The organism is Brevibacterium sp., assembly GCF_052105255.1.
Classification (GTDB): domain Bacteria; phylum Actinomycetota; class Actinomycetes; order Actinomycetales; family Brevibacteriaceae; genus Brevibacterium; species Brevibacterium linens_B.
On sequence record NZ_JBQDYQ010000048.1, the window covers coordinates 1 to 24,983 of the forward strand.

Consider the following 24,983-nt stretch of genomic DNA (forward strand, 5'->3'; position numbering starts at 1 on the left):
ATGGACTTTGACGCATTATGACCTGCTGCTCATCGGCACCGGTTCGGGAAATATGCTCCTCGACAAGCGATTCGCGGGCCTGAAGACCGCCATCGCCGAGGAATGGCACTTCGGCGGCACCTGCCTCAACGTCGGGTGCATCCCGACGAAGATGTTCGTCTTTCCCGCCACCCTGGCCGAGCAGGCCGCCCAAGCCGACCGCTACAACCTGACCCCGACTCACCCTAAGGTCGATTGGACCGGACTCCAGGACCGCATCTTCTCGCGCATCGACGCCATCGAGTCCGGAGGGCGCGAATACCGCAGCAGCGACCGCCAGCCCAATATCACCGTTGTCGCTGAACATGTTCACTTCACTGGGCAGAAGACCGTGCGCACCGCCTCCGGCGAGGAGATCACCGCCGATCGCATCGTCATCGCCGCTGGCGCACACCCGATCTTCCCCGACATCGCCGGGCTCGACAGCGTCCGCATCGACACCGACGACTACCCGGTGTTCACCTCGAACACTGTGATGCGCCGCGCTGAACAGCCGCGGCGCCTGATCATCATCGGCTCCGGAATCGTCGCCATGGAGTTCGCCCACGTCTTCTCCGCACTCGGCACCGAGGTGACTGTCCTGGCCCGTGGTCCTCGCCTCCTGGGCAATATGGATCAGGAGGCCGCCGATGAATTCACCCGGGTCTTCGACTCCACCCACACCGTCCTTCACGGTGCCCAGTCCAAGCAGATCGACATCACCGACGGCGAAGTCACGTTGACCCTCGAACCCAGCGGCCGCCTCGTCGAGGCGGACCTGCCGGAGACGATCACCGCCGACGGGGTGCTCGTGGCCACGGGAAGGCTTCCCAACACCGCCGAGCTCGATGTCGAGGCCGCCGGTTTCGACATCACCGACGGCAATCGCCTGTCCGTGGACGAGCACCAAAGAGTCCTCTCGGCCGGTCAGCCCGTTCCCGGAGTATTCGCTCTCGGAGACATCTCCTCACCCCATCAGCTCAAACACGTCGCCAACCACGAAGCGAAGATCGTCGGCCGCAATCTGGCCGCAGACGTTGCCGCAGGGTCGCCCGGCAGTGCCCGTGCGAACGACCTCGCCGCAGTCAATCACCACGCCGTTCCCGGTGCCGTCTTCTCCTCCCCGCAGGTCGCCTATGTGGGCATGACCGAAACAGAGGCCACTGAGGCCGGACACGACGTCACTATCAAGGTGCAGAAGTTCTCCGATGTCGCCTACGGTTGGGCGATGGCCGATGACCCGGGGATCGTGAAGATCATCGCCGATCGGAGCGCCCGGCACATCCTCGGCGCCCATATCGTCGGGCACGAAGCGTCGATGCTCATCCAACCGCTCATCCAGGCCATGGCCTTCGGGCAGAAGGCCGACGAGGTGGCCACAGGGCAGTATTGGATCCACCCGGCACTGCCCGAGGTCGTTGAGAACGCCCTGCTCGGACTCGAATTCGACGACTGAGCACATCCACCGACTGCCGATTCGTCCCATGACCGAGAGAATCCGCACGCCGGCGGCTGTCGCCGCCTGCGAGTCAGAAGTCGTAGAAGCGGTGTTCCATCACGGAACGTGCGTGCCTGGTGGTGCGCAGATAATCGTCTTCGAGGTCATATCCTGCCCCTGCCGGATAGCCGAGGAGTCGGGCCGCGGCTTCGAGCTCGGTGTGATCGGCAGGCAGCGATTCCGCGATGCGTCCGCGGAAGAGCATCACGGCCGAACGCACATCGGTGGCCAACTGCCAGGCCGCCGCCAGCTGGTCGGCGTCCTCAGCCGGCAGCAGGTTCTCGTGCTTGGCCACGTCGAGAGCCGCCAGAGTCGAGGTGGTTTGCAGGCCTTCCACCCGATGGGCGTGTTGGAGCTGCAGGAGCTGCACGGTCCATTCGACATCGGAGAGGCTGCCTCGGCCGAGTTTGAGGTGCCGCCGCTTATCGGCATTGCGGGGCAGCCGTTCGTCTTCCATTCGCGCCTTGAGCGTGCGCACCTGTGTCAACGCCTTCTGCGGCATCTCCTCCGGATAGCGCAGCGGATCGATGAGTGCCAGGAATGCCTCGAAGAGACCGTCATCGCCGGCCACTGGGCGCGCCCGCAGCAGCGCCTGTGCCTCCCATGGCTGGGACCACTTCGCGTAATAGGCCTGGTATGACGAGAGACTGCGCACCAACGGCCCGTTCTTGCCTTCCGGACGCAGGTCAGCATCGAGGTCGACCCCCTGGGCTCCTTCGCTGGCTTTGAGTCGGGATGACAGCTGGAGCGCCACCTTCGTCACGTGTTTGCTCAGTTTCCCGCGGGCCTCGGCGTCGAGATCGTCTGACACGGGGCGGTAGACGAACATCGCATCGGCATCAGAGAAATAGCCGATCTCCCGTCCGCCCCAACGGCCCATGGCGATGATCCCCAATTCGTAGTCCGGAGTGTCAGGACCGTCGAGGTCAATTCGGACTGCCTGCAGGGCCCCTCGGACCGCCAAGTCCATGAGATCGGAGAGATCACCGGGTATCTGCGTGCGTTCGCCGACGTTGAGGACGTCGCGCAGAGCGATCCGGAGCAGTTCACGGCTGTACGTATCGCGGATCGGGGTCACCGCATCGGCGCCATGGCGCTTGAGCAGCCCGTCGACCTCGGCGTTGAGGATCGAGAGGTCACGAGCTTCGAGATTCACATGACGGTCCAGCCAGGCGACAGCGGCGGGCTGGCGCAGCAGAAGCTCCGTCGCATACCCGGACAGGGAGAGGACCTCGGCCACGGATTTGGCGGCCAGGCCGGAGTCGCGAAGCATCTTCAGGAACCACCCGGACGATGACAGCGATTCGCTGAGTCGTCGGAAGGCCAGCAGTGCTCGATCGGGTTCGACACCGTCGGAGAACCAGTCGAGCAGCGCCGGGAGCACCTGCTTGATGACCATGGCAGTGCGCGACATCCCTGTGGTCAGGGCCTTGATATGGCTCAAAGCACCCTGCGGGTCCACATATCCGAAAGCCTGGAGACGATCGGCTGCCGCCTGCAGGCTCGAACCCCGTTTCTGCGCGTCCACGACGGCTCCGTGGACGCCGACGGCCGCCTCGAGGATGGGCCGATAGAAGATCTGCTCATGGAGGCGGGTGACCTGCTTCGCATAATCGCGGCGAGCCTGTTCGAGGCGGTCGCCGGTCCGTGAACCTGACCGGAAGACCGAACGGGCCAACGTTCGCAGCTTGGCCTCATCGTCGGGAATGAGCGCATTGCGCATCATCCTCGGGATCTGGACGCGGTGTTCGACGACGCGCATGAAGCGGTATGCGGTAGAGAAGACGGATGCATCCTGCTGGCCGATATAGCCGTGTTCTCCTAGCTCACGGAGAGCAACGAGTGTATTCGGGGTGCGGATGTCTTCGTCGTTGCGTCCGTGGACGAGTTGGAGCATCTGAGCGGAGAATTCGACGTCCCGCAGCCCGCCGCGACCCAGTTTGATCTGGCGTGGGGCCTCGACCGCCGGGATGAGGTCGACGACGCGGCGACGCATCGCCCGGATTCCGTCGATGAAGCCGGGACGGCTGGCCGCCTGCCAGACCAAGGGCAGGAGAGACTCGGAGAAGGCTTGTCCCACCTCGCTGTGGCCGGCGACGGGTCGGGCCTTGAGGAGGGCCTGGAATTCCCAGTTCTCGGCGATATCGGCATAGTAGTGCTCGAATTCCGACAGCGTGCGCACGAGGGCTCCGGCTTTTCCTTCGGGACGCAGTGCGGTGTCGACCTCCCACAGTGCAGGCTCGCCTCCGGCGTCGGAGAGGATGCTGCGCATACGTTGGGCGAGATCGGTGGCCAGGCTCCTGGCACCTTCGGTCTCGGCGGAGTCGAGGACGAAGACGACGTCGACATCGGAGACGTAGTTGAGTTCTCGTGCACCGGTCTTGCCCAGAGCGATGACCGCCAGACGGATGTCGGCCGCCTCGTCGAGTTCGGCTCGTGCGATGGCCAGGGCCGCGTCGAGGGCAGCGGCGGCAAGGTCGGAGAGGACAGCCATGACATGGTCGACGATTTCGTCCGGAGACTCCGCCGACAGATCATCGGCGACGAGGCGAAGCACCGCATCTCGATAGTTCCGTCGCAGCGCCTTGACCCCGTCATCTCCGGTCACCGCGGCGCGCGGAGCCGGATCCTCGGGGTCCGCACCGAGGGCCGAAAGCATCTCTGATCTCAGGGACACCGCCGAGGCGGCAGGCGTGGAGATCAGCAGGAACGGGTCGGGGACGAGCAGCAGCGGCAGGGAGTCGGGATGCCGGACCAGATGGTCGACCATCGCCTCTGAAGTGCCGACGACCGCGAGGAGCCGGGCCAGGAGAGGGCGGTTGAGTTCGTCCTCGGCCAGCTCGCTCTTCGCTCCGGTCCTCACTGCGTCGAGCAGGGTCGCGGAACCCTCCCCCGCGGCCTCGACCACGCGCAACAGACCCAGCGCCGCTCCATGCGGGTCCGGGGTCGCCATGAGGAGATCAACGAACCGCGAATCAGTTGCCAGGGGGACGCCGAGGAGCTCATCGAGCTCGTGGAGGAACCGAGCGGTGGCCTCCGGGACGCTGGTCGTGCGTGAGGTGATTGCGGCCATCACATCGAGGTGAAGTGCTTCGCGAGCTCGTATGGAGTCACCTGCGCGCGATAGTCGGCCCATTCCTGCCGTTTATTGCGCAGGAAGAAGTCGAACACCTCTTCCCCCAGGGTCTCGGCGACGAGATCAGATCCCTCCATCAGCTCCAGGGCATGGGACAGACTGCGCGGCAGCGCCTCGATCCCCATCGCCCGCCGTTCGGTGGAAGAGAGCAGCCAGACGTTGTCTTCGGCCTCTTCAGGCAGTTCGTAGCCCTCTTCGATCCCCTTGAGTCCCGCTGCGAGCATGAGCGCATACGACAGGTACGGGTTGGCGGAGGAATCCAGCGCACGGTACTCGACACGAGCGGACGAGGACTTTCCGGAGTTGTACTGCGGGACCCGTACGAGAGCAGAACGGTTGCGGTGGCCCCACGAGATGTACGACGGAGCTTCATGGCCGGTCCAGAGACGTTTATAGGAGTTCACGTGCTGGTTGGTCACTGCCGAAATCTCGGCGGCGTGGGTGAGCAGTCCGGCGATGAACTGTCGGCCGGTCTTCGACAGCTGATATTCGGCCCCCGGTTCGAAGAAGGCATTGTTCTCGCCCTCGAACAGGGACACATGCGTGTGCATCCCATTGCCTGGGTGATCGGCCATCGGCTTGGGCATGAACGAAGCGTAGACGCCTTGGGAGATCGCGACCTCTTTGATGACCGACCGGAACGTCAAGACGTTGTCGGCCATGGTCAGCGCGTCGGCGTAGCGCAGGTCGATCTCGTTCTGACCAGGTCCGGCCTCATGGTGGGAGAACTCCACCGACAGTCCCATGGCTTCGAGCATGGTGACTGCTTCGCGGCGGAAGTCATTGGCCGTTCCCCCGTTGACATGGTCGAAGTAGCCTGCTGTGTCGACGGGAATCGGCGCTGTGCCGTCGCTGATCCCGGTCACAGGGTCGAGATTGTCGCTCTTGAACAGGTAGAACTCGATCTCAGGATGCACATAGAAGGTGAAGCCGCGTTCGGCGGCTTTGGCCAGAGTGCGTTTGAGGACGTTGCGCGGATCGGCCGGCGCTGGCTCTCCCCCGGGCACATGGATATCGCAGAACATCCTCCCGGTCGGTTCGGTCTCTCCGCGCCAGGGCAGCAGAGAGAACGTCGAGGGGTCGGGTTTGAGCACCATATCGGCCTCGAACACCCGGGACAGCCCTTCAACTGCCGAGCCGTCGAATCCGATGCCTTCGGAGAAGGCGCCTTCGAGTTCGGCGGGGACGATGGCCACGGACTTCAGCTGTCCCATGACATCAGTGAACCAGAGTCGGATGAATCGCACTTCACGATCCTCGACGGTCCTGAGAACGAATTCCTCCTGACGCGACATCGGCTCAGCCGTTCCACTTCTCGTCGTCTTCGTCCCACTGCTGGTTGCGCTCTCGCGCCTTGTCCAGGGCGGCACGGGCGACCTCTTCGGTCTCGTATGGCCCCATCCGGTGGGTCCAATCGCTGACCAGGCCCTTTTCGACAGTGTTCGTCTCGAGATTGAAGTAGTACTTCGAGTTCGGATCGTCGATATCTTCGTAGAGTCCCATGGCGAGCCTTCTCTCCTCAGCGGGGTTCTGCATTGACGCTTTCAGCTTACCGTTTCACGTCGCGAACTGACGGCACGTGTCGCTGATGCGTCGGAAGCGCCCTATCTGCATCTTCGGTGCAGTCTGAGCTCGACTGGAATCATGTTTTCCGCGTTATCTGGCACCCAGACGCACTGATTTCGCATCAGTGATGACGGAAACAGATTTAAAGGTTTGCTCTCCAAACCTTCTAAGGAATAGAGTTGACACCATCGACGACCGACGGAGAAGTCGGTCGCCTCCGCCCATGCGGCGCACGATCACGAGAGAAGGACACACCATGCGCATTTCAGTGCCCACCGAGGTCAAGAACAATGAGTTCCGAGTCGCCATCACCGCTGCCGGCGTCCATGAACTCGTCGCCCACGGCCACGAGGTCACCGTGCAGGCAGGAGCCGGCGCGGGCTCCTTCATCGCCGATGCCGAATACGAGGCTGCCGGAGCGCAGATCGCCCCCGACGCCGGCACCACATGGGCAGCCGGCGACCTCGTGCTCAAGGTCAAAGAGCCGATCGCCCAGGAATACGGGTTCCTGCGCAAGGATCTCATCCTCTTCACCTACCTCCACCTCGCCGCCGATGAGGCACTCACGAAGGCTCTGATGGAGGCCGGGACCACGGCCATCGCCTACGAGACCGTCCAGCCCGACGGCGGCGGTCTTCCGCTGCTGGCGCCGATGAGTGAGATCGCCGGTCGCCTGTCGACTCAGGTCGGCGCGCACAGCCTGCTCAAGGCCAATGGTGGTCGCGGCATTCTGCTCTCCGGTGTTCCCGGAGTCGAACGTGCGAATGTCGTCGTCATCGGTGCCGGTGTGGCAGGGACGAATGCCGCCCGCATGGCCCTCGGTCTTGGAGCGACCGTCGAGGTCATCGACATCAACATCCCGCGTCTGCGGCAGATCGATGAGACCTTCGCCGGTGCCATCGGCACGAAGGTGTCGAACAAGTACGAGATCACGAGATCTCTGGCCTCGGCCGATCTCGTGATCGGTTCGGTGCTCATCCCGGGCAAGAAGGCGCCCAAGCTCGTCACCGATGACATGGTTTCCGGGATGAAACCGGGGTCCGTCCTCGTTGATATCGCCATCGATCAGGGCGGCTGCTTCGAGAACTCGCGACCGACGACTCACGATGATCCGACCTTCACCGTCCATAACTCGGTCTACTACTGCGTGGCGAACATGCCCGGTGCCGTGCCCAACACGGCCACGGCGGCGCTGACGAATGCGACTCTGCCGTTTGCCGTGAAGATCGCCGACCAGGGGTGGCATAAGGCGCTGTCGAACGATTCGGCCCTGGCCCGTGGACTCAACATCCACAACGGGCATGTCACCAACGACAACGTCGCCGAGGCGTTCGGCTACGAAGCCGTGTCCGTGGCCCACGCCCTAGCCAACTGAAGAACCCCTATTACTACCTGACGGCGGCGCAGCAACCTCGCGCGAGGTATCTGGGCCGCCGGGAGGGAGTTAGGGGTTGAGGGTGGGGGGGCGGTGGGGGGGGTTTGGTAGGTGGGCGCCCCCCCCCCCCCCCCAAACTTCACCACCCAAATACCACCGCGGCCGGCGCACACCAACCCGCTGCGCGTTTTGCCCCCCCGCCGTCAGGTAGTAAGTGGTTCAGCTTCGGGGGACGATGGTCGTGTATCTGAAGTGCTCCTCGCACAGTCGTCCGGCCTCTGCTGCGTCCGCGGCGGCGATCGCCTCGACGATCGCGGCGTGGTCGTCCACGGCGTGATCGAAGAGCTCGGCCGAGAACGGGTCGTGACGGAAGCCGGCGTTGATCTTCGTATCGAGGTCGATGGCCATGCGCACGAGTTCCGGGTTGTGACCGGCACGGGCGATGGCGAAGTGGAACTGCGCGTCCGCGGTGCGCGCGGCGGCCGCCTCGGCGCGTTGGGAATAGACCTCGGCCAGTTCGCGGAGCTCGCTCAGCTCCTCCTCGGTGCGTCGCAGGGCCGCGGTCGCCGCCAACGAATTCTGGAAGACGGCGCGGGCGTCAAGCAGGTTCCGCCTCTCGGCATGGAACCCGTCGATCCTGTCGGCCATGGGGGCCAGCGCCTCGGGGCGGGCGGTCTTGACGAACGTCCCTCCCCCGCGGCCGCGGCGACGTTCGACGACACCGAGACGCTCTAACCGCAGCAGGCCCGCGCGCACGCTCGAGCGGGAGACCTGCAGATCTGCGGCCAACGTCCGTTCGCCCGGCAACAGGGTGCCTTCCGGCAACGCTCCGACGGCGATTCCGGAGAGGATGTGGTCGGCGATCTGCTGCGGTGCGCTCGTCAGGCTCACCACTTCGCCCAGGCCCGCGAACTCGTGGCCCGCCGATGTCGTGTCGTCGCTCAATCTGCCTCCCGTCTCTTTGGCACGGCTGCTTCCGATTCTAGACTCCGCCCACTCCTCGCACCCGCATCGACAGGCGGGCGGCCGGCGGGACAAAGCCGCGTTTCCAGCATAGGATCGACACCATCATGACTGTTCACACTCGCCTGCTCACGCCCGGCACCATGTCGCCCGAACGCGGTGTGCCGAAGGACATCCCCCGCCCGGAGTACGTCGGTCGCGCCGACGCCGATGAAGGCCGGGGAAGCAATTTCTACAACCCCGAGGAGGTCGAGGTGGTCAGGGCGGCCGGTCGGATCGCGGCCAACGCCTTGGCCGCCGTCGGCGAGATGATCGCCCCCGGCATCACCACCGATGACATCGACCGGGTCGCGCACGAGTTCATGTGTGATCACGGAGCGTACCCATCGACTCTGGGCTATCGCGGTTTCCCGAAGTCCGTGTGCACCTCCGTCAACGAGGTGATCTGCCACGGCATCCCCGACTCAACTGTCATCGAAGACGGTGACATCGTCAACGTCGATATCACCGCCTACTACCAGGGCATGCACGGGGATACGAACTACACATTCACCGCCGGTGACGCAGATGAGGAGTCCCGCCTTCTCATCGAACGCACCTACGAGTCGATGATGCGAGGAATCAAAGCGGTCAGACCGGGTCGGCAGATCAACGTCATCGGACGGGTGATCGAGAAGTACGCGAAGCGGTTCGACTACGGAGTCGTTCGCGACTACAGCGGGCACGGAGTCGGACGCGAATTCCACTCCGGGCTCATCATCCCGCACTACGATGCGGCTCCCGCCCACGCGGAGACGATGGAGCCGGGAATGATCTTCACGATCGAACCGATGCTCAACCTCGGTACGATCGATTGGGACGTATGGGATGATTCGTGGACCGTGGTGACGAAGGATCGCAAGCGCTCCGCTCAGTTCGAGCACACGCTGGTGGTGACCGAGTCCGGCGCCGATATCCTGACCCTGCCCGACGCCGACACCGCGATTGCCGCGGGACCGGCACACGAGGAGAGCTGAGATGAGAACAGAGGCCTCCCCCCGCTTTGCAATCGGAATCGACATCGGCGGAACCGGGATCAAAGCGGCCCTTGTCGACACGGTGACCGGCAAGCTGCCGTTCAAGCGACTGCGCGAGCTCACCCCCAAGCCGAGCACTCCGGAGGCCGTGGCGGCCACGATCACCACGCTTCTCCATGCGCTCAGTGAGCGTGCCGTCGAACTCGAACTCGTCGCCGACCGTGCCGCTATCGACTCCCTTCCGGTCGGCTGCGGCTTCCCCGGTGTCATCCGCGAAGGACTCGTCGAATACACGGCGAACCTCGACCAGAGTTGGATCGGTTCGCCCATCGCCGAGATCATCGGGCAGAGCACGGGACGCACCGTGTACTTCCTCAACGACGCCGATGCCGCCGGCCTGGCCGAGATGATCTTCGGAGCCGGACGCAAGCACCGGAAGAAGACGGTGCTGCTGACGACTCTGGGCACCGGAATCGGAACAGCCCTATTCACTCACGGCCGGATGGTTCCCTACACCGAACTCGGTCATATCGAGATGAACGGGGCCGATGCCGAGACGCAGGCCGCGGAATCGGTCAGGACCCGGCTGGAATTGACCTATCCGGAATGGGCGGCTCGACTGCAGCAGTACTATTCGATGATCGAGCTGCTGGTCGCCCCGGACGTCATCATCGTCGGCGGCGGAGTCTCGAAGTCCCACGACCAGTTCCTGCCGCTCATTGAGACGCGGGCGAAACTCAAGCCGGCGAAGCTGTACAACAACGCCGGAATCGTGGGAGCTGCGATGATCGCGGTCAACGGCGGTAAGGCGAAGGTTCGTCGCAGTCCGTCCTGAATCGGGCGTCGCAACTGAGGATGAGGGTGAGGACAGGCCACCGATAAGCCGGGTTCTGTCGACGAGTCGGTCGCCCTTCTCGCCTGACGGTCATCTATCTGGGACCGATGTTGCCACCGGCCTCAAGCAATCCACCCGACGACTCGGCGAGCAGCCTCGAACGTCGTCTGTCTGATCTTGCTCCGGATGGGGTTTACCCAGCGGCGACGGTCACCCGCCGCCCTGGTGGTCTCTTACACCACCGTTTCACCCTTACCCAGTCGGAACTGGGCGGTCTGCTTTCTGTTGCACTGGCCCGCGGGTCGCCCCGGGTGGGTGTTACCCACCATCCCTGCTCTGTGGAGCCCGGACGTTCCTCAGCCCTCGTGAAGAGAGCCGCGACCGTCTGGTGACCTGTCCTCAAGCACCCCAGTGTAGTCGCTCAGCGAGGCCGCTGCGCACACAGCACCCACGCGCAGCGGAGGCCGGACATCGGACGTGATCAATATCATCGACACCCGGTCCCGACTGCGTGAGTGCGTGATCATACGATGGGGTGGTGAAGATCCTGCTGCCGCCCTCCGAGGGCAAGACACCGTCGTCAACCGGTCCCACGCTCGATCTCGACGGTCTCTCGGCTCCGGAACTCACCCCGAAACGCAAGCGTGTGCTCGCTGCGCTGAAGAAGGTGTCGAAACGTCGAGATGCCCTCGAGAAGCTCGGCGTCGGCGCGTCCCTGACCGAGGACGTCGAACGCAACACGATTCTCGATGAGATCCCTTGCGCCCCCGCGCTGCTCACCTATTCCGGGGTGCTCTACGAGGCGATGGGCGCAACCGAGCTGGTTGCGCAGTCGGATGACGACGAGACGCTGCGAGACCGCCTCCGCGACGTCCACGTCTTCTCCGCTCTGTTCGGCCGGGTGCACGGACTCGATGAGATCCCCGCCTACCGTTTGGCGATGAAGACCGATCTGGGGACCCTTGGAAAGCTGACCTCATACTGGAAGCCGGTTCTGGCGAGGTCCTGTTCCCTCGATCCCGCCGAGGTGGCCCTTGACTGCCGCTCGAGCGATTACCGGTCCGTGTGGCCGGGTCCCACCGATCAGGTCGTCACCATGGGTGCCGTGTCCGTCAGCGGCGGGAAACGGCGAGTCGTCTCCCATTGGGCGAAATTCTACCGAGGTGAGTTCGCTGGTCGACTGCTCTCCGATGAGCGTGAGCTGCCGGAGACAGCGGACGAGCTCGTCGCTCGGGCCGAAGAGTTCTACGAAGTCGAGTACGTCGCGCCGACGGCATCGAAGCCGGGGAACCTCATGATCGTCCTCCGAGACTGACGCCTCGTCAGCAGCGAACAGGGCGGCAGATCCGCGGTCAGCTGCGGCGCAGCAGCACCGCTTCGCACTCCTCACATTCATAGGTTTCATTGACATCGGCACCGAGCATCTCGTGCCAGGCTGCGCCGCCGATCTCCTGACCACACGCCTGACAGTTGGGCCCATTCAGCAGTGCGGCTCCGGGACCGCCTTGCCGAACATTGGCATCGAACGCCGACAGCAGCTGCTGCGGAATTTCGCTTCTCGGACCGGACTCGGCGGATTCGCTCTCGGCGATGAGTTCCCGCAGTTCGGCCTTCCGGTCCTTCACCGCGGTCTGCACCTCTTTGCCGGAGGCCGTGACATCGGTGATTCGCTCATCGAGTGCCGCCAGCTCGTCCTCTGCGGCTTCGAGCTTCTCCATCTCCTCCAGCTGCGATTCTTCGAGTTCGGAGACCCGAGATTCGTGACCGGCAATCTCCTCTTGCAGATGCACCATGTCTCTGCTGGTCAGACCGGTGCCGTCGTTGAGCTCGGCGGTCTTCTTCTCGATTGTCGAGCGCTGCGCCTCGATGAGACGGGTGGCTTCGGCGATGGCCTGCTGGTGACCGTCGACGACCGCGGCGGCCTCGGTCCGCTTCTCTCCGAGCTCCTTGTGGCGAGAGATGAGCTCCTGAAGTTCCTCTGCCCGTTTCGGATTGTCATATTCGAAACGCAGGGCGCGCTCGTGGGCGGTGAGTTCGATGAGGGTCTGCAGCGCTGTTCTCTGGCTGTCGGTGATGAGCATCGTCGGTCTCCTTGTCAGTACCGTTCGACCCAGGGGTCGGTGTTGACCGCTGAGTGCTGCAGCGAAACACTGAATCCGCGCCGGGCGAATTCGGTCTCGAGTGCCTCGGCTGCGCCAGTCAGCCAGACCGTCTCCGAAGCCCAATGAGAGACGTCGATGAGCGAAAGTCCGTCCTCCCGACGGTTCGCCGTGTCGAGAGCCTCGGTGGCGGGGTGGTGTCGCAGGTCGGCGGTTACGTAGACGTCGGCGCCGCTGGCCCGGACCTCGTCGAACAGCGAGTCGCCGGCGCCGCCGCAGACCGCGACGCGGGTCACCTGCGCCGCCGGGTCGCCGGCGATGCGCACACCAGTCGTGGTGCGCGGCAGCCAAGACGCGAGTCGTCTGGCAAGGTCGCGGACCGCAGTGGGTTCGTCGAGGTCCCCGACGCGGCCGATCCCCGTCGGCAATGAGTCAGCATCCGATCCGCCAGCTGTGTCGTGTGCGGCCAGAGGCTGCGCATCCTCGATGCCCATGAGTGACATGAGCACATCGGAGACTCCGCCACGGGCCGAATCGGCATTCGTGTGCGCATTGAACAGAGCAATATCGTTGCTGATGAGGGTATGCACCGCTCCGCCCTTGAGCGTGGCGGCATTCACCGACTTCACGGGCTTGAGCATGAGCGGATGATGGTTGAACACCAGATCCGCACCGAGGACGACAGCCTCGGCGATGACTGCGTCCATCGGATCAAGAGCCAGAAGGATCGACCGGACCTCGGAATCCGGGTCGCCGACAGCCAGTCCCACTGAATCCCAGGGCTCGGCCAGAGCCGGCGGCCACAGCGAGTCGAAGACCTCAACGCAGTCACTCACCTTCGGATGTCTCATGCCCCCACACTATTACATCGGGGTCGGTGATCATGGCCCGCAAATCCGGCAATTGGGAACACCCCGAGGACGACGAAGAGATCAGCGGACAATTTTCCGAGAACGTGAGTCAGATCATATATTTGGATTATGACAACTACAGGCACCTCCTTCGAATCACCCGTCAGCAGAAGCTCGTCCACGGTCTCGGATCTCATCCGACGCAGCGCTGGTCGTTTCCCTACCGACACCGCCATCGAGTTCAGCGATCGGACCTGGACCTATGCTGAGCTCGACGCCGCCGTGACCGCGGTGGCTCGCGAACTCGTCCGTCTCGGCGTGACGAAGGGTGACCGGGTCGCCGCCTATGGAAAGAACTCCGATCTCTTCGTCCTCCTCTATCTCGGCTGCGCCCGTGCCGGGTTCATCCATGTGCCGGTCAACTATCAGCTGAAGAACGACGAACTCGACTACATCCTCAACAATTCCGGTGCCGAGATCGTCTTCGCCGACTCCGATCTCATGTCCGCTGTCACCTCAACATCTACCGGGGCCGAGGCGCAGGTGATCGACTTCGCCGATCTCGTCCCGATCGCCACCGCGGAGGAGATCGCTCCTGCCGACAGTGCAGAGTTCACCGTCGACGACGGCGACGTGGCACAGCTGCTCTACACCTCCGGTACCACCTCGGCGCCGAAAGGGGCGGTGATGACGCATCGTGCACTTCTGCACGAGTACCTGTCGTCCCTCATGTCCCTTGACCTCGCAGCGACGGATCGCGCCGTCCATGCCCTGCCGCTGTATCACTCTGCGCAGATGCACGTCTTCCTGCTGCCGCTGCTGTCGATCGGCGCGCACAACATCATCGTCCCTGCACCCGTGCCCGAGCAGCTGCTCGCCATCTTCGAGGAACGCCAGATCAATTCATTCTTCGCCGCTCCCACCGTCTGGGTAGCGCTGGCCAACAGCCCCGACCTCGAAACCCGCAACCTCGACAGCCTCCACAAGGCCTACTACGGTGCGTCGATCATGCCAGGGCCGATCCTCGAGCGCCTGCGCCGGCGGCTTCCGCAGCTGGGCTTCTACAACTGCTTCGGCCAGTCCGAGCTCGGGCCCCTGTGCACTGTGCTGCGTCCCGAAGAGCACGACGATCATCCGGGTTCGGCCGGTCGCCCGGTCATGTTCGTCGAGACCCGTGTCATCGACGCCGGCGGTGACGACGTCGGCCCCGGCGAGGAGGGCGAGATCCTCTACCGGTCGCCGCAGCTGTGCGAAGGCTACTGGAACCGGCCGGAGGCCACCGCCGAGGCGTTCGACAACGGCTGGTTCCATTCCGGGGACCTCGTCAAGGTCGACGAGGAGGGTTTCGTCGAGGTCGTCGACCGGGTCAAGGACGTGATCAACACGGGCGGCGTGCTGGTTGCCAGCCGCCAGGTCGAGGACGCGATCTTCGAGCTGCCGCAGGTCGCCGAGGTGGCTGTGGTCGGGATCGCCGATGAGAAGTGGATCGAGGCGGTCGCCGCCTTCGTCGTCCTCAAGGACGGCCAGCCGTCACTGTCGGCCGAGGAAGTCACCGGCCACGTCAAGTCGCGTTTGGCCGGATTCAAGGTGCCCAAGCGGGTGGAGTTCGTGGCCGAACTGCCGAAGAACTCGGCGGGGAAGATCCTCAAGCGGAGCCTGCGCCAAGCCTGAGGGCATGCGGCCGCTCAGGCGTTGGCGACTTCAGCGGTGCCTGCACCGCGCCTGCGGATGACGGGATCGGTGTGGGTGGCCGCCTCGGCGGTGGTCTGCGAATCGGAACAGCCGCCGGCTCCCCCACCGCAACCTTCAGCGGATTCGTCGGTTCGGGCCTCCCCTCCCTTTCCGGTCTCCTGTTCGAGGATGGTGAATCCGTTGTCTCGGATCATGGCGAGGTCGTCGGCGGCGGCTTGGCCCTCGGCGGTGAGGTAGTCGCCGAGGAAGATCGAGTTGGCCAGCTGCAGCAGGTGCAGCTTTCCGGGCACATTCCCGATTTGAGGTTGACGAGATAGTTCAACTTGATCGTCATGCCGAAGGGCTCTCGGCGGAGTCGCGACCCTGCATGGACGAGACCGAACAGCTCCTCGTCCGTCGTAGCCAGGAGCGCGGGGGCGTTGGTTTTAGTGGCCGTATTCCCGGGGCCATTCAGAGGGACTCCGCGAGTCGGTCTGGGTTCACGTGCTGGTCAAGGTTCAAAGTGGTCACCGATTGGTCCTTCGTCTCCGTGCGATTGGACATGGTCAGAGTCGGTCCCGGTCAGATCTCCTGAACACTGCTCAGTGCGCTATCAGAACACTGCCCCGAGTCGTTGGGGCAGGCTCGGATCCCATGCAGTCGAAACCAGTTCGTCAGTCGTCGAGTCGGCGTGCGGACGAGCTGGAGCATAGAATTCTTGCGCTGGCCCGGAGCGCTGCCCGACCGCCGGCAAACGACCCAGTACAGGGAAGAACGGAACGAGGAACACAATGGCGGAGTCGGCACCCACGGACACCCACAAGCGAACAGGCAATCGCCGCGGCTGGCGCCTGCACGGTGACGGGCGGACGATCGCTCCCGGTGAGAAGGTTCTGCCCGAGGAGCGTCTGAGCTGGCCGCGGACCATCAGCATCGGCGCCCAGCACGTCGTGGCGATGTTCGGTGCGACATTCCTCGTACCCCTTCTCACCGGCTTCCCGCCGTCGACGACGCTGTTCTTCACCGCCATCGGCACTCTGCTCTTTCTGCTCATCACGAAGGGCATGATGCCCTCCTACCTCGGGTCGTCGTTCGGACTGCTCGCCCCGATCGGTGCGGTCACGGGGTTCTCGGCGACGTCAGGGGAGGCTCTCGAGCCTCAAGCCATGGCTTTGGCCCAGGGCGGAATCATCTCGGTGGGAGTCACCTTGGCGCTCGTCGGGCTCATTGTTCATTTCGTCGGCGTCCGATGGATCGAAGTGACAATGCCACCGGTGGTGACCGGGGCCATCGTGGCCCTCATCGGCCTCAATCTGGCCCCGGCCGCCTGGGATTGGGTCAAGGCCGCTCCCCTGACCGCCGTGATCACGATCGTCGCGATCCTGCTGACCACGGTGCTCTTCCGCGGGATGCTCGGCCGACTCTCGGTCCTCATCGGCGTCCTGGTCGGGTATGGTGCGGCATGGTTGCAGGGCGAGCTCGACTTCTCCACCGTCACGAAAGCCGACTGGGTGGGACTGCCCGCGTTCCATGCGCCGGCGTTCGATCTCGGCTACCTGGGCCTCTTCCTGCCCGTCGTCCTCGTTCTCATCGCAGAGAACATCGGCCATGTGAAATCGGTCGCCGCAATGACCGGCCGGGACCTCGACCGGCTGACCGGGCGCACGCTCTTCGCCGATGGGTTCTCGACCATCCTCGCCGGATCCGGCGGCGGTTCGGGAACGACGACCTATGCCGAGAACATCGGAGTCATGGCCGCCACGCGCATCTACTCCACCGCCGCCTACCTGTGCGCAGCGATCATCGCCCTCGTCCTCAGCATGCTGCCGAAGTTCGGCGAGATCATCGCCACCATCCCACCCGGCGTCCTCGGCGGAGCGGCGACCGTGCTCTATGGAATGATCGGCATGCTCGGCGTGCGCATCTGGGTGGAGAACAAGGTCGACTTCTCCAATCCGATCAATCTCAACACTGCCGCGGTCTCACTCATCGTCGCCATCGCGAACTTCACCTGGGCCCCGGGCGGACTCCAGTTCGAAGGCATCGCCCTGGGAACCGCCTCGGCGATCATCATCTATCAGGTGATGAAGGCGATCGCCCGATGGCGGGGCACAGACCCTGACAACGTGACAGAGAACTTCGCCGAGGCGGCCGACCGAACCGATGCGCCGCAGGCTCCTCGGCGGGGCCGGGCGACCCACCCGTTCGCTTCCGACGTGGCGGACGGCTCCTCCCAAGAGCCGGGCTCACCCGCCTGAGCACCAGTTGAGGCGATGGGGCGTGCTGCCGTTTCGAGCAGTGCGCCCCATCGCCGTTGTGCATTTCAGCATCGAGTTCTGGACCAGTCATCGGGTTCAAACTCGATCATCTGGTCAGAAATCGATTGGTCCTGCACCACGGCGAGAACGCACCGCACCACTTTCGGTGCGGCCGTGCGCTGCTTCTCGTCCTAGGCGTCTGCTCGCGTCTTGATGGTTTGGACGCAGAGTGGTCTCCGGCCGGCGGGCAACGGGCCGGGAATGCAGAAGTGCCGCAACCTCACCTGAGCGATGCTGCGGCACTTTCCCGTGGTCGGGATAGCGGGATTCGAACCCACGACCTCCTCGTCCCGAACGAGGCGCGCTACCAAGCTGCGCTATATCCCGTGACCAGGAACTACTATAGCGATGGGAACGCGATCTGAAAAATCGGGACGGCCCACTGCGGAAGAATGAAAGGTATGTCTCATTGGCACTGACAGCCGAAAGCATCACCACCACTGCTCTGACCATCCTGTCGCACTACGGTCTCGGCGATCTGTCCATGCGCCGACTCGCCCGTGAACTCGAGGTTCAGCCCTCGGCGCTGTATTGGCACGTCAAGGACAAACAGTCCCTTCTCATCCTCATCTCCCGCCGCCTCAAGGCCGAAGTCGATACCCTCTGTCCCGCCGTCGCGGATCCACTCGCCGCAGCCATGTCTCTGCGCGAGGTGCTGCTGAAATACCGTGACGGAGCCGAGATCGTGCTGCTCGGCTATTCGATCGCACCGGCAGACGTCACGCCTGAAGCCCTGGCGGCCGATCGGCTGGGTGCCGAACTCTCTCACGGAATCCTCGCGCTCACGCTCGGTGCCGTGGCCGTGGAGCAGAACCGCAGACTCTTCGCGATCGATCCCGCCGATGCGGCAGAGAATTTCGCCGCCAATGCGGCACTTCTGCTGCGAGCTTCCCGGTGACAGGTCTGAGCGACACACTCACCGCAGTCGCTCCCGTTTCGCCGCTCACCTCGGGATGTGGCATACTGAACAAGCGCAGTCGCAGTCGTCGACGACGCAGGTGGGGCCTATAGCTCAGTTGGCTAGAGCATCTCGTTTACACCGAGAGGGTCGGGGGTTCGAGTCCCTCTGGGCCCACCGTCAAGGCATCCCGTGTTCACGCCGGTGCCTATCCCGTATTCCGACCCAACCCACCAGCCCAGATCGGCAGGTCCGATCCACGCAGGTCCGAGCCCGCCGCCCCGAAACTCGCCGAGGCGACCACGGGGTCGATCACCCCCTGTCGATCTCTGTGCGGATCGTGAGCAGGAACGCCGCATCGGTCAACGCCTCCACCGAGTGCTTCTGCGGGGGAATAGCGATGAGTTCTCCCCCACCCAGTTCCCACGATTCGTCGGCAGTCACCATCCGCACCTGGCCCGTGACGATGTGCAACGTCGCTTCCGGTGGAGCATCATGTTCTGCGAGTTCTGCACCCGCTCGCAGAGTCAGCAGGGCCTGCCGGAGATAGGTTCCGGCGAAAACACCCTTGGCGGCCCTTCCGCTGCGTGCCCCTCGCGCCTTCTCCATCAGCTCTGCGCTGAGGGTCTCCAGGTTCTGTGCGGACACCTGATTGGTCATCGTAAGCTCCTCCTGAGTTGCCTGCAGTCCTGATGCTTGCTCCTCGCCTCAGGGTAGCCTCGTTTTCGATCTGTGGTGATAGCTTCGAAGAGGAATCAGAGAAGCAAGTGAGAGGACATGCTGTGGCAGACGAACCCGTCATCGACGTCCGGACCATACCGAAGCCGGAGAGACATCCCCTCATCATCAAAGCTTATGAAGATCTCGAAGTCGGCACAGGCCTGATCCTCATCAATGACCACCCGCCCGAGGGTCTGCGTGCGGAGTTGGCACGCGAGTTCGCCGAGTCGGTCGGATGGGAGCCGCTGGAGGGCACCGAGGATGAGGTCCGGGTGCGCATCCTCCGCCGTGCGTCCACCCCTGCGCCTCGCGTCGTCCTCAACGTCGCCGAACTCAGCGAGACTGTCGAGGATTCCGGGGCCGTCTGGCAGCTGCCGACGCAGCACCGTGACCTCGATGCGAACGTCATCGCGCTGGCCCCGGGCGGGGAGATCCGCGAACATACCGGCCCGTCTCTCGACGTCCTCATCCACATCCTCGCTGGTGCCGGCACCCTCGAGACCGAAACGGGAACGATTGACCTGTCCCCCGGTGAGATCGTATGGCTGCCCCGACGCTCCCGCCGTCGTTTTCTGGCCGACGCCGAGGCGGGGCTGCAGTACTTCTCGGTCCATCAGCGCAAACAGGGGCTGAGTATCACGGCTCGCAGCTGATGATTGGGCTGGACACTCGAACCGGTGATCGGCGTCACGGTTCCGGATCATCCGGACGGGCAGCGGCGATCGCGATGAGCCTGCGCAGCACCGCCTCGTCGATGTTCTCCAGACGACGCACATAGACGCACCCGGCGCCCTCGGTGTACGTTCCGAGCCGCGGGAGCAGCGTCGCCCCTTCCGGCAGGTCCTTGAGCCCGTACAGCGAGAGCTGGCTCTTGCGCGGGGAGAAACCCGTCGCCGGCCACTCACCGTGACTGCGCGGGTTCACAGGCGATCGGTAGTGGTACCGCCCGTAGCCGACGATCGATGGCCCCCACATGACGGGCTCTTCGCCGGTGACATCGCGGAAGATCGCGTCGAGGGCGATTCCGTCCTCCCTGCGCTTCTCCGGCGTCACGGCATCGAGGTACGCGGCGACATCGGCATCGGTCGGCTGGGTCTTGTTCTCTGCCATGAGGACAGTATGGCAGTTCAGGACTCCTCGGGGATCCATGCCGAGCCGTCCTCGACCCGATAGATGAGGTTCGTCCGCGTATGCGCGACAGCGGGATACCGGGTGAGATAGTCGAGCACGAAGGACTGCACAGCGGCAGCATCGGTGGCGACGATATGCAGCAGATAGTCGTCAGCTCCGGCCATATGGTACATCCGCACCACCCCCGGGAACTTCGGCGCGGCCGCAGTGAACGCATCGATCTCGGCGCGATCATGCTTGGCCAGGCGAATCGATACGAGCGCCTGCAGGCCCATGCCCAGCGCTGTCGGATCGACATCGATATGGAATCCGCGGATGACACCGAGAGATCTCAGTCGTTTGAGGCGCAGGGAGACCGTCGATTCGGAGATCCCGACGGCCGCGGCCAGGACTGCGCCCGAGGCCCGGGCATCGGCGTTGAGCTCCTGCAGGAGGCGACGATCGGTGACATCGAGTGAGACATTCTGCGACATGAGTCACAGTCTTCCATACATCTTCGCAGACTCTCCTGCCGGAATCGCGGATCCTCGCAGGAGATTGCATGATCATTGCGTCTGCCGGGAGAAGTGTATTGAATGCGGTTATGACATCGATGCACTCTGAGACCCGTATGGTCCACGGCGGGATGGACGGTCTCGCGGCCGCAGGCGTCCACGTCCCCGCGATCGACCTCTCCACCACCAACCCGGTCAACGACGTCCGCACGGGAGGAGATTCCTATGAGAGCCTTGCCGGCGGACATGCCTTGAAAGCGGGCGATTCCCCTGTCTACCAACGTCTGTGGCAGCCCGGAGTGGCGCGATTCGAATCCGCGCTCGCCGAATTGGAGAACGCCGAATCTGCAGTGGCCTTCGCCACGGGAATGGCTGCCATGACTGCCGCGCTGCTCGCCGCAGTCGAGTCCGGAACGCCCCATATCGTCGCCGTCCGTCCCCTCTATGGGGGCACCGACCACCTGCTTGAGTCGGGGCTCCTCGGCACCTCGGTGACCTGGGCGGAAGAGGACCAGATCGCCGAGTCGATCCGTGAAGACACCGGGCTCGTCATCGTCGAGACACCGGCGAACCCCAGCCTCGACCTCGTCGACATCGGCTCGGTTGTCACCGCAGCGGGAGATGTGCCGGTGCTGGTCGACAACACCTTCTGCACCCCGGTGCTCCAACGGCCGATCGATCACGGGGCCGCCCTCGTCCTCCACAGCGCCACGAAATACCTCGGCGGTCACGGCGACGCGATGGGCGGAATCATCGCGACGAACACCGAATGGACCATGCGTCTGCGCCGGGTCCGCGCCATCACAGGGGCCCTCCTGCACCCGATGGGCGCCTATCTCCTACATCGCGGGCTGCGGACGCTGGCCGTGCGGATGCGCGCAGCTCAGGACACCGCAGGTGAGCTCGCTCGTCGTCTTCAGACGCGCCCCGAGGTCGCCCAGGTCCACTACCCCGGTCTCGCCGGGTCCGATCCGCGAGGCTTGGTCGGTTCGCAGATGCGCGGCGGCGGGGCGATGATCGCCATCGAACTCGCCGGTGGATTCGAAGCGGCCCGGACCTTCGTCGAACACTGCGACCTCATCGTGCACGCGGTCTCGCTCGGCGGTGCCGATACGCTCATCCAGCACCCGGCCTCACTCACCCACCGGCCCGTGGCGGCCACCGCAAAGCCCGGTGACGGCCTCGTCCGCCTGTCGGTCGGGCTCGAACATGTCGACGACCTCGCCCGCGACCTGTTCACAGCGCTGGACGCCATCCGCGACGCGGCCTGACATCGCTCACATGTCAGACGTCTCAACCGCCTCTTGACCTTGACGCAGCGTCAACTTCTAAGCTGTCAGGCATGGACTGGTCCATTCAGGAAATCCCACGGCTGACGGGAACGACGAGCCGAACCCTGCGTCACTATGACGCCATCGGTCTGCTGCCGCCGACCTCCATCGCCGCCAATGGCTATCGCTGCTACGACGAAGCAGCCCTGGTGCGCCTTCAGCGCATCCTGCTGCTCAAGCCGATGCCTATCGACGGGGAGACGAATGGTGGTCCCGCAAGTCCCCGGAGGAGCAGCAGGAGTGGAAGGCTCACGTCTCGGCTCTGTCCGAGGATTGGATCGCCGCCGCCGAGGCGGGAGCGCCGCCCGAATCGGACCGCTGCCAGGACCTCGCCCGACGTCATGTCGAATGGCTGCGAGCAGTTCCGGGCACACCCGCGAACGATCCCGACGGAGACCTCGCAGGCTATGTGCGCGGCCTCGGGCAGATGTACGTCGACGACCCCCGGTTCGCAGCGAACTACGGCGGCACCGGCGGAGCCCAACTCGTCAGGGACGCACTCGAGCGCTACCTCGTGACTCGCGGCCTCTGACACCCACGGAGTCGGCTCTCGTCGACTCAGGGCAGTTCGGAGAGTGCCTGCCGGATCTTCTCGGCGGGTGCCTCCAGCTGCTCCGGAGTCTGCATCGGGGCGCGGTCGGAGATGTCGAAGTCATCCATCGAATTCGTCGGCAGGACGTGGATGTGCAGGTGGGGCACTTCGTAGCCGACGATGAGAAGACCGATGCGCTCGCAGTCGAAAGCCCGCTTCTGGGCTTCGCCGATCCTCTTCGCCACCGCGGTGAGGTGAGAGAGAAGTTCCCCATCGGCGTCGATCCAGTGGGAGATCTCCTCCCGCGGAACGACCATGACGTGACCTTCCGTCATCGGAGCGACGTCGAGGAGTGCGACGCACGTGTCATCCTGATGGACGAACGTGCCGGGGATCTCTCCGTTGATGATCTTCGTGAACAGCGTGGCCATAAGGTGTCCTTTTCAGCAGTCGCCGAAGGTGCCGTCGATCGGCACTTCGGTGGTGGCGCGATTCTCACAGGCTGGAAAGCGCCGCGGCGAAATCCTCGGAGAAGTCCCGAGTCTCGGTGCGCGCAACTTGCCTGCCACTGACGATCGTACCCGCAGGTGAGATGACGAAGACTCCTCTCTCGGCGACTCCGTGGAACTCATCGAAGACGCCGAACGCACGCGCCGCATCACCATGAGGCCAGAAATCCGAGGCCAAGGTGACGTCGGTTCCAGACTGGCGGGCCCACGCCGCCAAAGTGTATTTGGAGTCCGCGGACACGACGACGACGTCAACGGCGAGGGAGTCCTGCCGCATCCTCTCCTGCCACCGGTCGAGGGCGGCGAGTTCGTCTCCGCAGATCGGAGAGAAGGCGAACGGAACGAATGCAAGCACGACCGCGGAACGTGGGTCCGCCTCGGTGAGGGTGACGACCGATCCGAGGTGATCGGGGAGGGTGAGATCCGGGGCCCGATCACCGGGCCTCAGGATCATGAATAGTTCTTCTTGCCCACGAGCCGGAATCCGGCCCAGTCATCGGCGGCACTGACCGTGGAGGTCACGTGCATTCCGGCGGTGGGCGCCGCTTCGGAGATCTCGGCGGGGCTGATGTGTCCCGGACGGTTCGCCTTCGGGCTGAGCAGCCACACGACTCCGCCCTCCTTCAATGTGGTCTGGGCGTCGACGAGGCCGTCGATGAGATCATCGTCGTCCGACCGCCACCACATGAGGATCACGTCGTAGACGTCATCCTCTTCGCCATCGGCGATCTTGTCTCCGATGATGTTCTCGATCGCCTCGCAGAGCGCCTGATCGACGTCGTCGTCATAGCCGACCTCTTGCACGTAGTCGCCCTTGTTCAAACCGAGGTTGTGGCCCAGCTCGTTTGCGAGGGTCGAAGTGGAGGATGTCCTTTCAGAAGCGGAGTTGCTCATGCCTGTATTCTTCCGCCAACAGTGGTCAAGGTGCAAATATCGGCGCGCCCGCGCGCGGCAAGCGCACCCAAACAGCACTCAATCAGCACACCGGACGGTGGCCATCTCTGCCGGGCGGGCAGATGCGTCAGAGAGATCACAACATCGCGGGAGCGCGAAGTTCGGCTCGGAGTACTAGGCTGACAGGTGTATTGGGTGGCCCCTGGGCTCGGACAACCTGCGGAGCGCACACCATCCGATGGACATGATCTCTACACCAAAGAAGATCGTGGAGCTGAAGAGAGGACCACATCGTGGACAATCGGAATCAGGGCGGACCCATCCTCAACGGGCTGCCCAGCCAAGTGCCCGACATCGACCCGGAGGAGACCGCTGAGTGGCTGGCCTCCCTCGATGGCCTCATCGACGAGGGCGGTCGGTCTCGAGCACGCTATGTCATGCTGCGCATGCTCGAGCGCTCGCGCCAGAAGCAGATCGGCGTGCCCAGCCTCACGGCCACCGACTACGTCAACACCATCGGTCCGGAGCACGAACCCTGGTTCCCCGGTGATGAAGAGGTCGAGCGCCGCTACCGTCGCTGGAACCGCTGGAATGCCGCCATGCTCGTCCACCGCGCCCAGCGCCCCGGCGTCGAGGTCGGCGGACACATCTCCACCTACGCCTCGTCGGCGACCCTCTACGAGGTCGGCCTCAACCACTTCTTCCGGGGCAAGGACCATCCCGGCGGCGGCGACCACATCTTCTACCAGGGACACGCCTCCCCCGGCATGTACGCCCGCGCCTACCTCGAAGGCCGGATGAGCGCCGAGCAGCTCGACGGGTTCCGTCAGCAGCAGTCGCACTTCATCGACGGCAAGCCGCAGGGGCTGCCGTCCTACCCGCACCCGCACCAGCTGCCGGACTTCTGGGAGCACCCGACGGTGTCGATGGGGCTGGGACCGATGAACGCGATCGCGCAGGCACAGTTCGACAAGTACCTGCACAACCGCGGGATCAAGGGCACGTCGCAGCAGCAGACCTGGGCCTTCCTCGGCGACGGCGAGCTCGACGAGCCCGAGAGCCGCGGCATGCTGCACGTCGCCGCCTTCGAAGAGCTCGACAACCTCAACTTCGTCATCAACTGCAACC

General features: G+C 64.2%; 23 protein-coding genes, 2 tRNA genes, 1 other RNA gene and 2 pseudogenes. 13 read left to right on the forward strand and 15 right to left on the reverse strand.

Translation table 11 applies throughout. The features are described from left to right. Window positions 1-1,474 (forward strand): mycothione reductase (locus tag ACTIIH_RS12325; protein ID WP_441452063.1); only part of this gene is annotated, 1,474 nt, incomplete at its 5' end. 73 nt (window positions 1,475-1,547) lie between these two features. Here the strand turns inward: ACTIIH_RS12325 and ACTIIH_RS12330 are convergent. Genes ACTIIH_RS12330 through ACTIIH_RS12340 form a run of 3 tightly spaced genes read right to left on the reverse strand, consistent with a single transcriptional unit; the run spans window position 1,548 to window position 6,155 of the window. Beyond that, entirely contained in the window at window positions 1,548-4,589 is a 3,042-nt protein-coding gene (locus ACTIIH_RS12330) for a bifunctional [glutamine synthetase] adenylyltransferase/[glutamine synthetase]-adenylyl-L-tyrosine phosphorylase (RefSeq protein WP_441452064.1), read from the reverse strand. Then, complete coding sequence (glnA, locus tag ACTIIH_RS12335; protein ID WP_441092439.1) at window positions 4,589-5,947, reverse strand: type I glutamate--ammonia ligase; 1,359 nt, start codon at window positions 5,945-5,947, stop codon at window positions 4,589-4,591. The genes ACTIIH_RS12330 and glnA overlap by 1 nt, the downstream gene beginning before the upstream one ends. Window positions 5,948-5,951: 4 nt before the next feature. After that, window positions 5,952-6,155, reverse strand: a complete 204-nt coding sequence (locus tag ACTIIH_RS12340; protein ID WP_441092440.1) for a hypothetical protein — start codon at window positions 6,153-6,155, stop codon at window positions 5,952-5,954. Window positions 6,156-6,474: 319 nt separating this feature from the next. Here ACTIIH_RS12340 and ald point away from each other — a divergent pair, with 319 nt between their 5' ends. Then, complete coding sequence (gene ald / locus ACTIIH_RS12345) at window positions 6,475-7,593, forward strand: alanine dehydrogenase (RefSeq protein ID WP_441452066.1); 1,119 nt, start codon at window positions 6,475-6,477, stop codon at window positions 7,591-7,593. 219 nt (window positions 7,594-7,812) lie between these two features. Here ald and ACTIIH_RS12350 read toward each other — a convergent pair whose 3' ends face one another. Next, the gene (locus ACTIIH_RS12350) at window positions 7,813-8,538 is read right to left on the reverse strand and encodes a FadR/GntR family transcriptional regulator (RefSeq protein ID WP_441092206.1); all 726 of its coding nucleotides are present in this window, start codon (window positions 8,536-8,538) and stop codon (window positions 7,813-7,815) included. A 125-nt stretch (window positions 8,539-8,663) separates the two neighbouring features. On the opposite strand from ACTIIH_RS12350, the gene map reads away from it, so the two are divergent. Next, window positions 8,664-9,572: a type I methionyl aminopeptidase gene (map, locus tag ACTIIH_RS12355; RefSeq protein WP_441092207.1), complete on the forward strand. Its 909-nt coding sequence runs from the start codon at window positions 8,664-8,666 to the stop codon at window positions 9,570-9,572. Window position 9,573: 1 nt separating this feature from the next. After that, entirely contained in the window at window positions 9,574-10,407 is an 834-nt protein-coding gene (ppgK, locus tag ACTIIH_RS12360; RefSeq protein WP_441092208.1) for a polyphosphate--glucose phosphotransferase, read from the forward strand. 28 nt (window positions 10,408-10,435) lie between these two features. Here the strand turns inward: ppgK and rnpB are convergent. Next, an RNA gene (rnpB, locus tag ACTIIH_RS12365) (RNase P RNA component class A) lies at window positions 10,436-10,804 on the reverse strand. 141 nt (window positions 10,805-10,945) lie between these two features. Between rnpB and ACTIIH_RS12370 the strand changes: the two genes are divergently transcribed. After that, window positions 10,946-11,722 (forward strand): YaaA family protein, encoded by a 777-nt coding sequence (locus ACTIIH_RS12370; RefSeq protein WP_441452068.1) that lies wholly within the window; start codon window positions 10,946-10,948, stop codon window positions 11,720-11,722. A 37-nt stretch (window positions 11,723-11,759) separates the two neighbouring features. Here ACTIIH_RS12370 and ACTIIH_RS12375 read toward each other — a convergent pair whose 3' ends face one another. Together ACTIIH_RS12375 and ACTIIH_RS12380 are read right to left on the reverse strand one after the other, a co-directional pair. Further along, window positions 11,760-12,488, reverse strand: coding sequence for a zinc ribbon domain-containing protein (locus tag ACTIIH_RS12375; protein WP_441452070.1), 729 nt, complete (start codon window positions 12,486-12,488; stop codon window positions 11,760-11,762). 14 nt (window positions 12,489-12,502) lie between these two features. Beyond that, window positions 12,503-13,357 carry a Nif3-like dinuclear metal center hexameric protein gene (locus ACTIIH_RS12380; RefSeq protein WP_441452072.1) on the reverse strand — a complete coding sequence of 285 codons (855 nt, stop codon included), beginning with the start codon at window positions 13,355-13,357 and terminating at the stop codon, window positions 12,503-12,505. A gap of 129 nt (window positions 13,358-13,486) precedes the next feature. Between ACTIIH_RS12380 and ACTIIH_RS12385 the strand changes: the two genes are divergently transcribed. Beyond that, window positions 13,487-15,028 carry a fatty acyl-CoA synthetase gene (locus ACTIIH_RS12385; protein WP_441452074.1) on the forward strand — a complete coding sequence of 514 codons (1,542 nt, stop codon included), beginning with the start codon at window positions 13,487-13,489 and terminating at the stop codon, window positions 15,026-15,028. A 14-nt stretch (window positions 15,029-15,042) separates the two neighbouring features. Here the strand turns inward: ACTIIH_RS12385 and ACTIIH_RS12390 are convergent, their stop codons facing one another. Then, complete coding sequence (locus ACTIIH_RS12390) at window positions 15,043-15,339, reverse strand: hypothetical protein (RefSeq protein WP_441092216.1); 297 nt, start codon at window positions 15,337-15,339, stop codon at window positions 15,043-15,045. 480 nt (window positions 15,340-15,819) lie between these two features. Between ACTIIH_RS12390 and ACTIIH_RS12395 the strand changes: the two genes are divergently transcribed. After that, window positions 15,820-17,286 carry a uracil-xanthine permease family protein gene (locus tag ACTIIH_RS12395; RefSeq protein ID WP_441092217.1) on the forward strand — a complete coding sequence of 489 codons (1,467 nt, stop codon included), beginning with the start codon at window positions 15,820-15,822 and terminating at the stop codon, window positions 17,284-17,286. Window positions 17,287-17,596: 310 nt separating this feature from the next. Here the strand turns inward: ACTIIH_RS12395 and ACTIIH_RS12400 are convergent. After that, a tRNA-Pro gene (locus tag ACTIIH_RS12400) sits at window positions 17,597-17,673 on the reverse strand. 82 nt (window positions 17,674-17,755) lie between these two features. Between ACTIIH_RS12400 and ACTIIH_RS12405 the strand changes: the two genes are divergently transcribed. Next, window positions 17,756-18,244 (forward strand): TetR family transcriptional regulator, encoded by a 489-nt coding sequence (locus ACTIIH_RS12405; protein WP_441092219.1) that lies wholly within the window; start codon window positions 17,756-17,758, stop codon window positions 18,242-18,244. Between the two features lie 103 nt (window positions 18,245-18,347). Beyond that, window positions 18,348-18,421, forward strand: a tRNA-Val gene (locus tag ACTIIH_RS12410). A 135-nt stretch (window positions 18,422-18,556) separates the two neighbouring features. On the opposite strand, the gene ACTIIH_RS12415 is transcribed toward ACTIIH_RS12410, so the two are convergent. Further along, window positions 18,557-18,904, reverse strand: a complete 348-nt coding sequence (locus ACTIIH_RS12415; RefSeq protein ID WP_441452077.1) for a cupin domain-containing protein — start codon at window positions 18,902-18,904, stop codon at window positions 18,557-18,559. 122 nt (window positions 18,905-19,026) lie between these two features. Here ACTIIH_RS12415 and ACTIIH_RS12420 point away from each other — a divergent pair, with 122 nt between their 5' ends. Beyond that, entirely contained in the window at window positions 19,027-19,617 is a 591-nt protein-coding gene (locus ACTIIH_RS12420; RefSeq protein ID WP_441452078.1) for a DUF2249 domain-containing protein, read from the forward strand. A 34-nt stretch (window positions 19,618-19,651) separates the two neighbouring features. Here ACTIIH_RS12420 and ACTIIH_RS12425 read toward each other — a convergent pair whose 3' ends face one another. Both ACTIIH_RS12425 and ACTIIH_RS12430 read right to left on the reverse strand, forming a co-directional pair. Next, window positions 19,652-20,074 (reverse strand): DUF1801 domain-containing protein, encoded by a 423-nt coding sequence (locus tag ACTIIH_RS12425; protein ID WP_441452080.1) that lies wholly within the window; start codon window positions 20,072-20,074, stop codon window positions 19,652-19,654. 17 nt (window positions 20,075-20,091) lie between these two features. Further along, window positions 20,092-20,568: an Lrp/AsnC family transcriptional regulator gene (locus ACTIIH_RS12430; RefSeq protein WP_441092225.1), complete on the reverse strand. Its 477-nt coding sequence runs from the start codon at window positions 20,566-20,568 to the stop codon at window positions 20,092-20,094. Between the two features lie 110 nt (window positions 20,569-20,678). Here ACTIIH_RS12430 and ACTIIH_RS12435 point away from each other — a divergent pair, with 110 nt between their 5' ends. Both ACTIIH_RS12435 and ACTIIH_RS12440 read left to right on the forward strand, forming a co-directional pair. Continuing rightward, entirely contained in the window at window positions 20,679-21,860 is a 1,182-nt protein-coding gene (locus ACTIIH_RS12435; RefSeq protein WP_441092227.1) for a trans-sulfuration enzyme family protein, read from the forward strand. Between the two features lie 71 nt (window positions 21,861-21,931). Continuing rightward, a pseudogene (locus ACTIIH_RS12440) lies at window positions 21,932-22,452 on the forward strand (MerR family transcriptional regulator). Between the two features lie 26 nt (window positions 22,453-22,478). On the opposite strand, the gene ACTIIH_RS12445 reads toward ACTIIH_RS12440, so the two are convergent. The 3 genes from ACTIIH_RS12445 to ACTIIH_RS12455 all read right to left on the reverse strand — a co-directional run bounded on the left by ACTIIH_RS12445 (window position 22,479) and on the right by ACTIIH_RS12455 (window position 23,855). After that, window positions 22,479-22,883 (reverse strand): HIT family protein, encoded by a 405-nt coding sequence (locus tag ACTIIH_RS12445; RefSeq protein WP_441092228.1) that lies wholly within the window; start codon window positions 22,881-22,883, stop codon window positions 22,479-22,481. A gap of 64 nt (window positions 22,884-22,947) precedes the next feature. After that, window positions 22,948-23,415 (reverse strand): redoxin domain-containing protein, encoded by a 468-nt coding sequence (locus tag ACTIIH_RS12450; RefSeq protein WP_441452083.1) that lies wholly within the window; start codon window positions 23,413-23,415, stop codon window positions 22,948-22,950. Further along, entirely contained in the window at window positions 23,412-23,855 is a 444-nt protein-coding gene (locus tag ACTIIH_RS12455) for a DUF3052 domain-containing protein (RefSeq protein WP_169252195.1), read from the reverse strand. The genes ACTIIH_RS12450 and ACTIIH_RS12455 overlap by 4 nt, the downstream gene beginning before the upstream one ends. Window positions 23,856-24,148: 293 nt before the next feature. Between ACTIIH_RS12455 and ACTIIH_RS12460 the strand changes: the two are divergent. Beyond that, a pseudogene (locus tag ACTIIH_RS12460) lies at window positions 24,149-24,983 on the forward strand (pyruvate dehydrogenase (acetyl-transferring), homodimeric type); the annotation flags it as partial.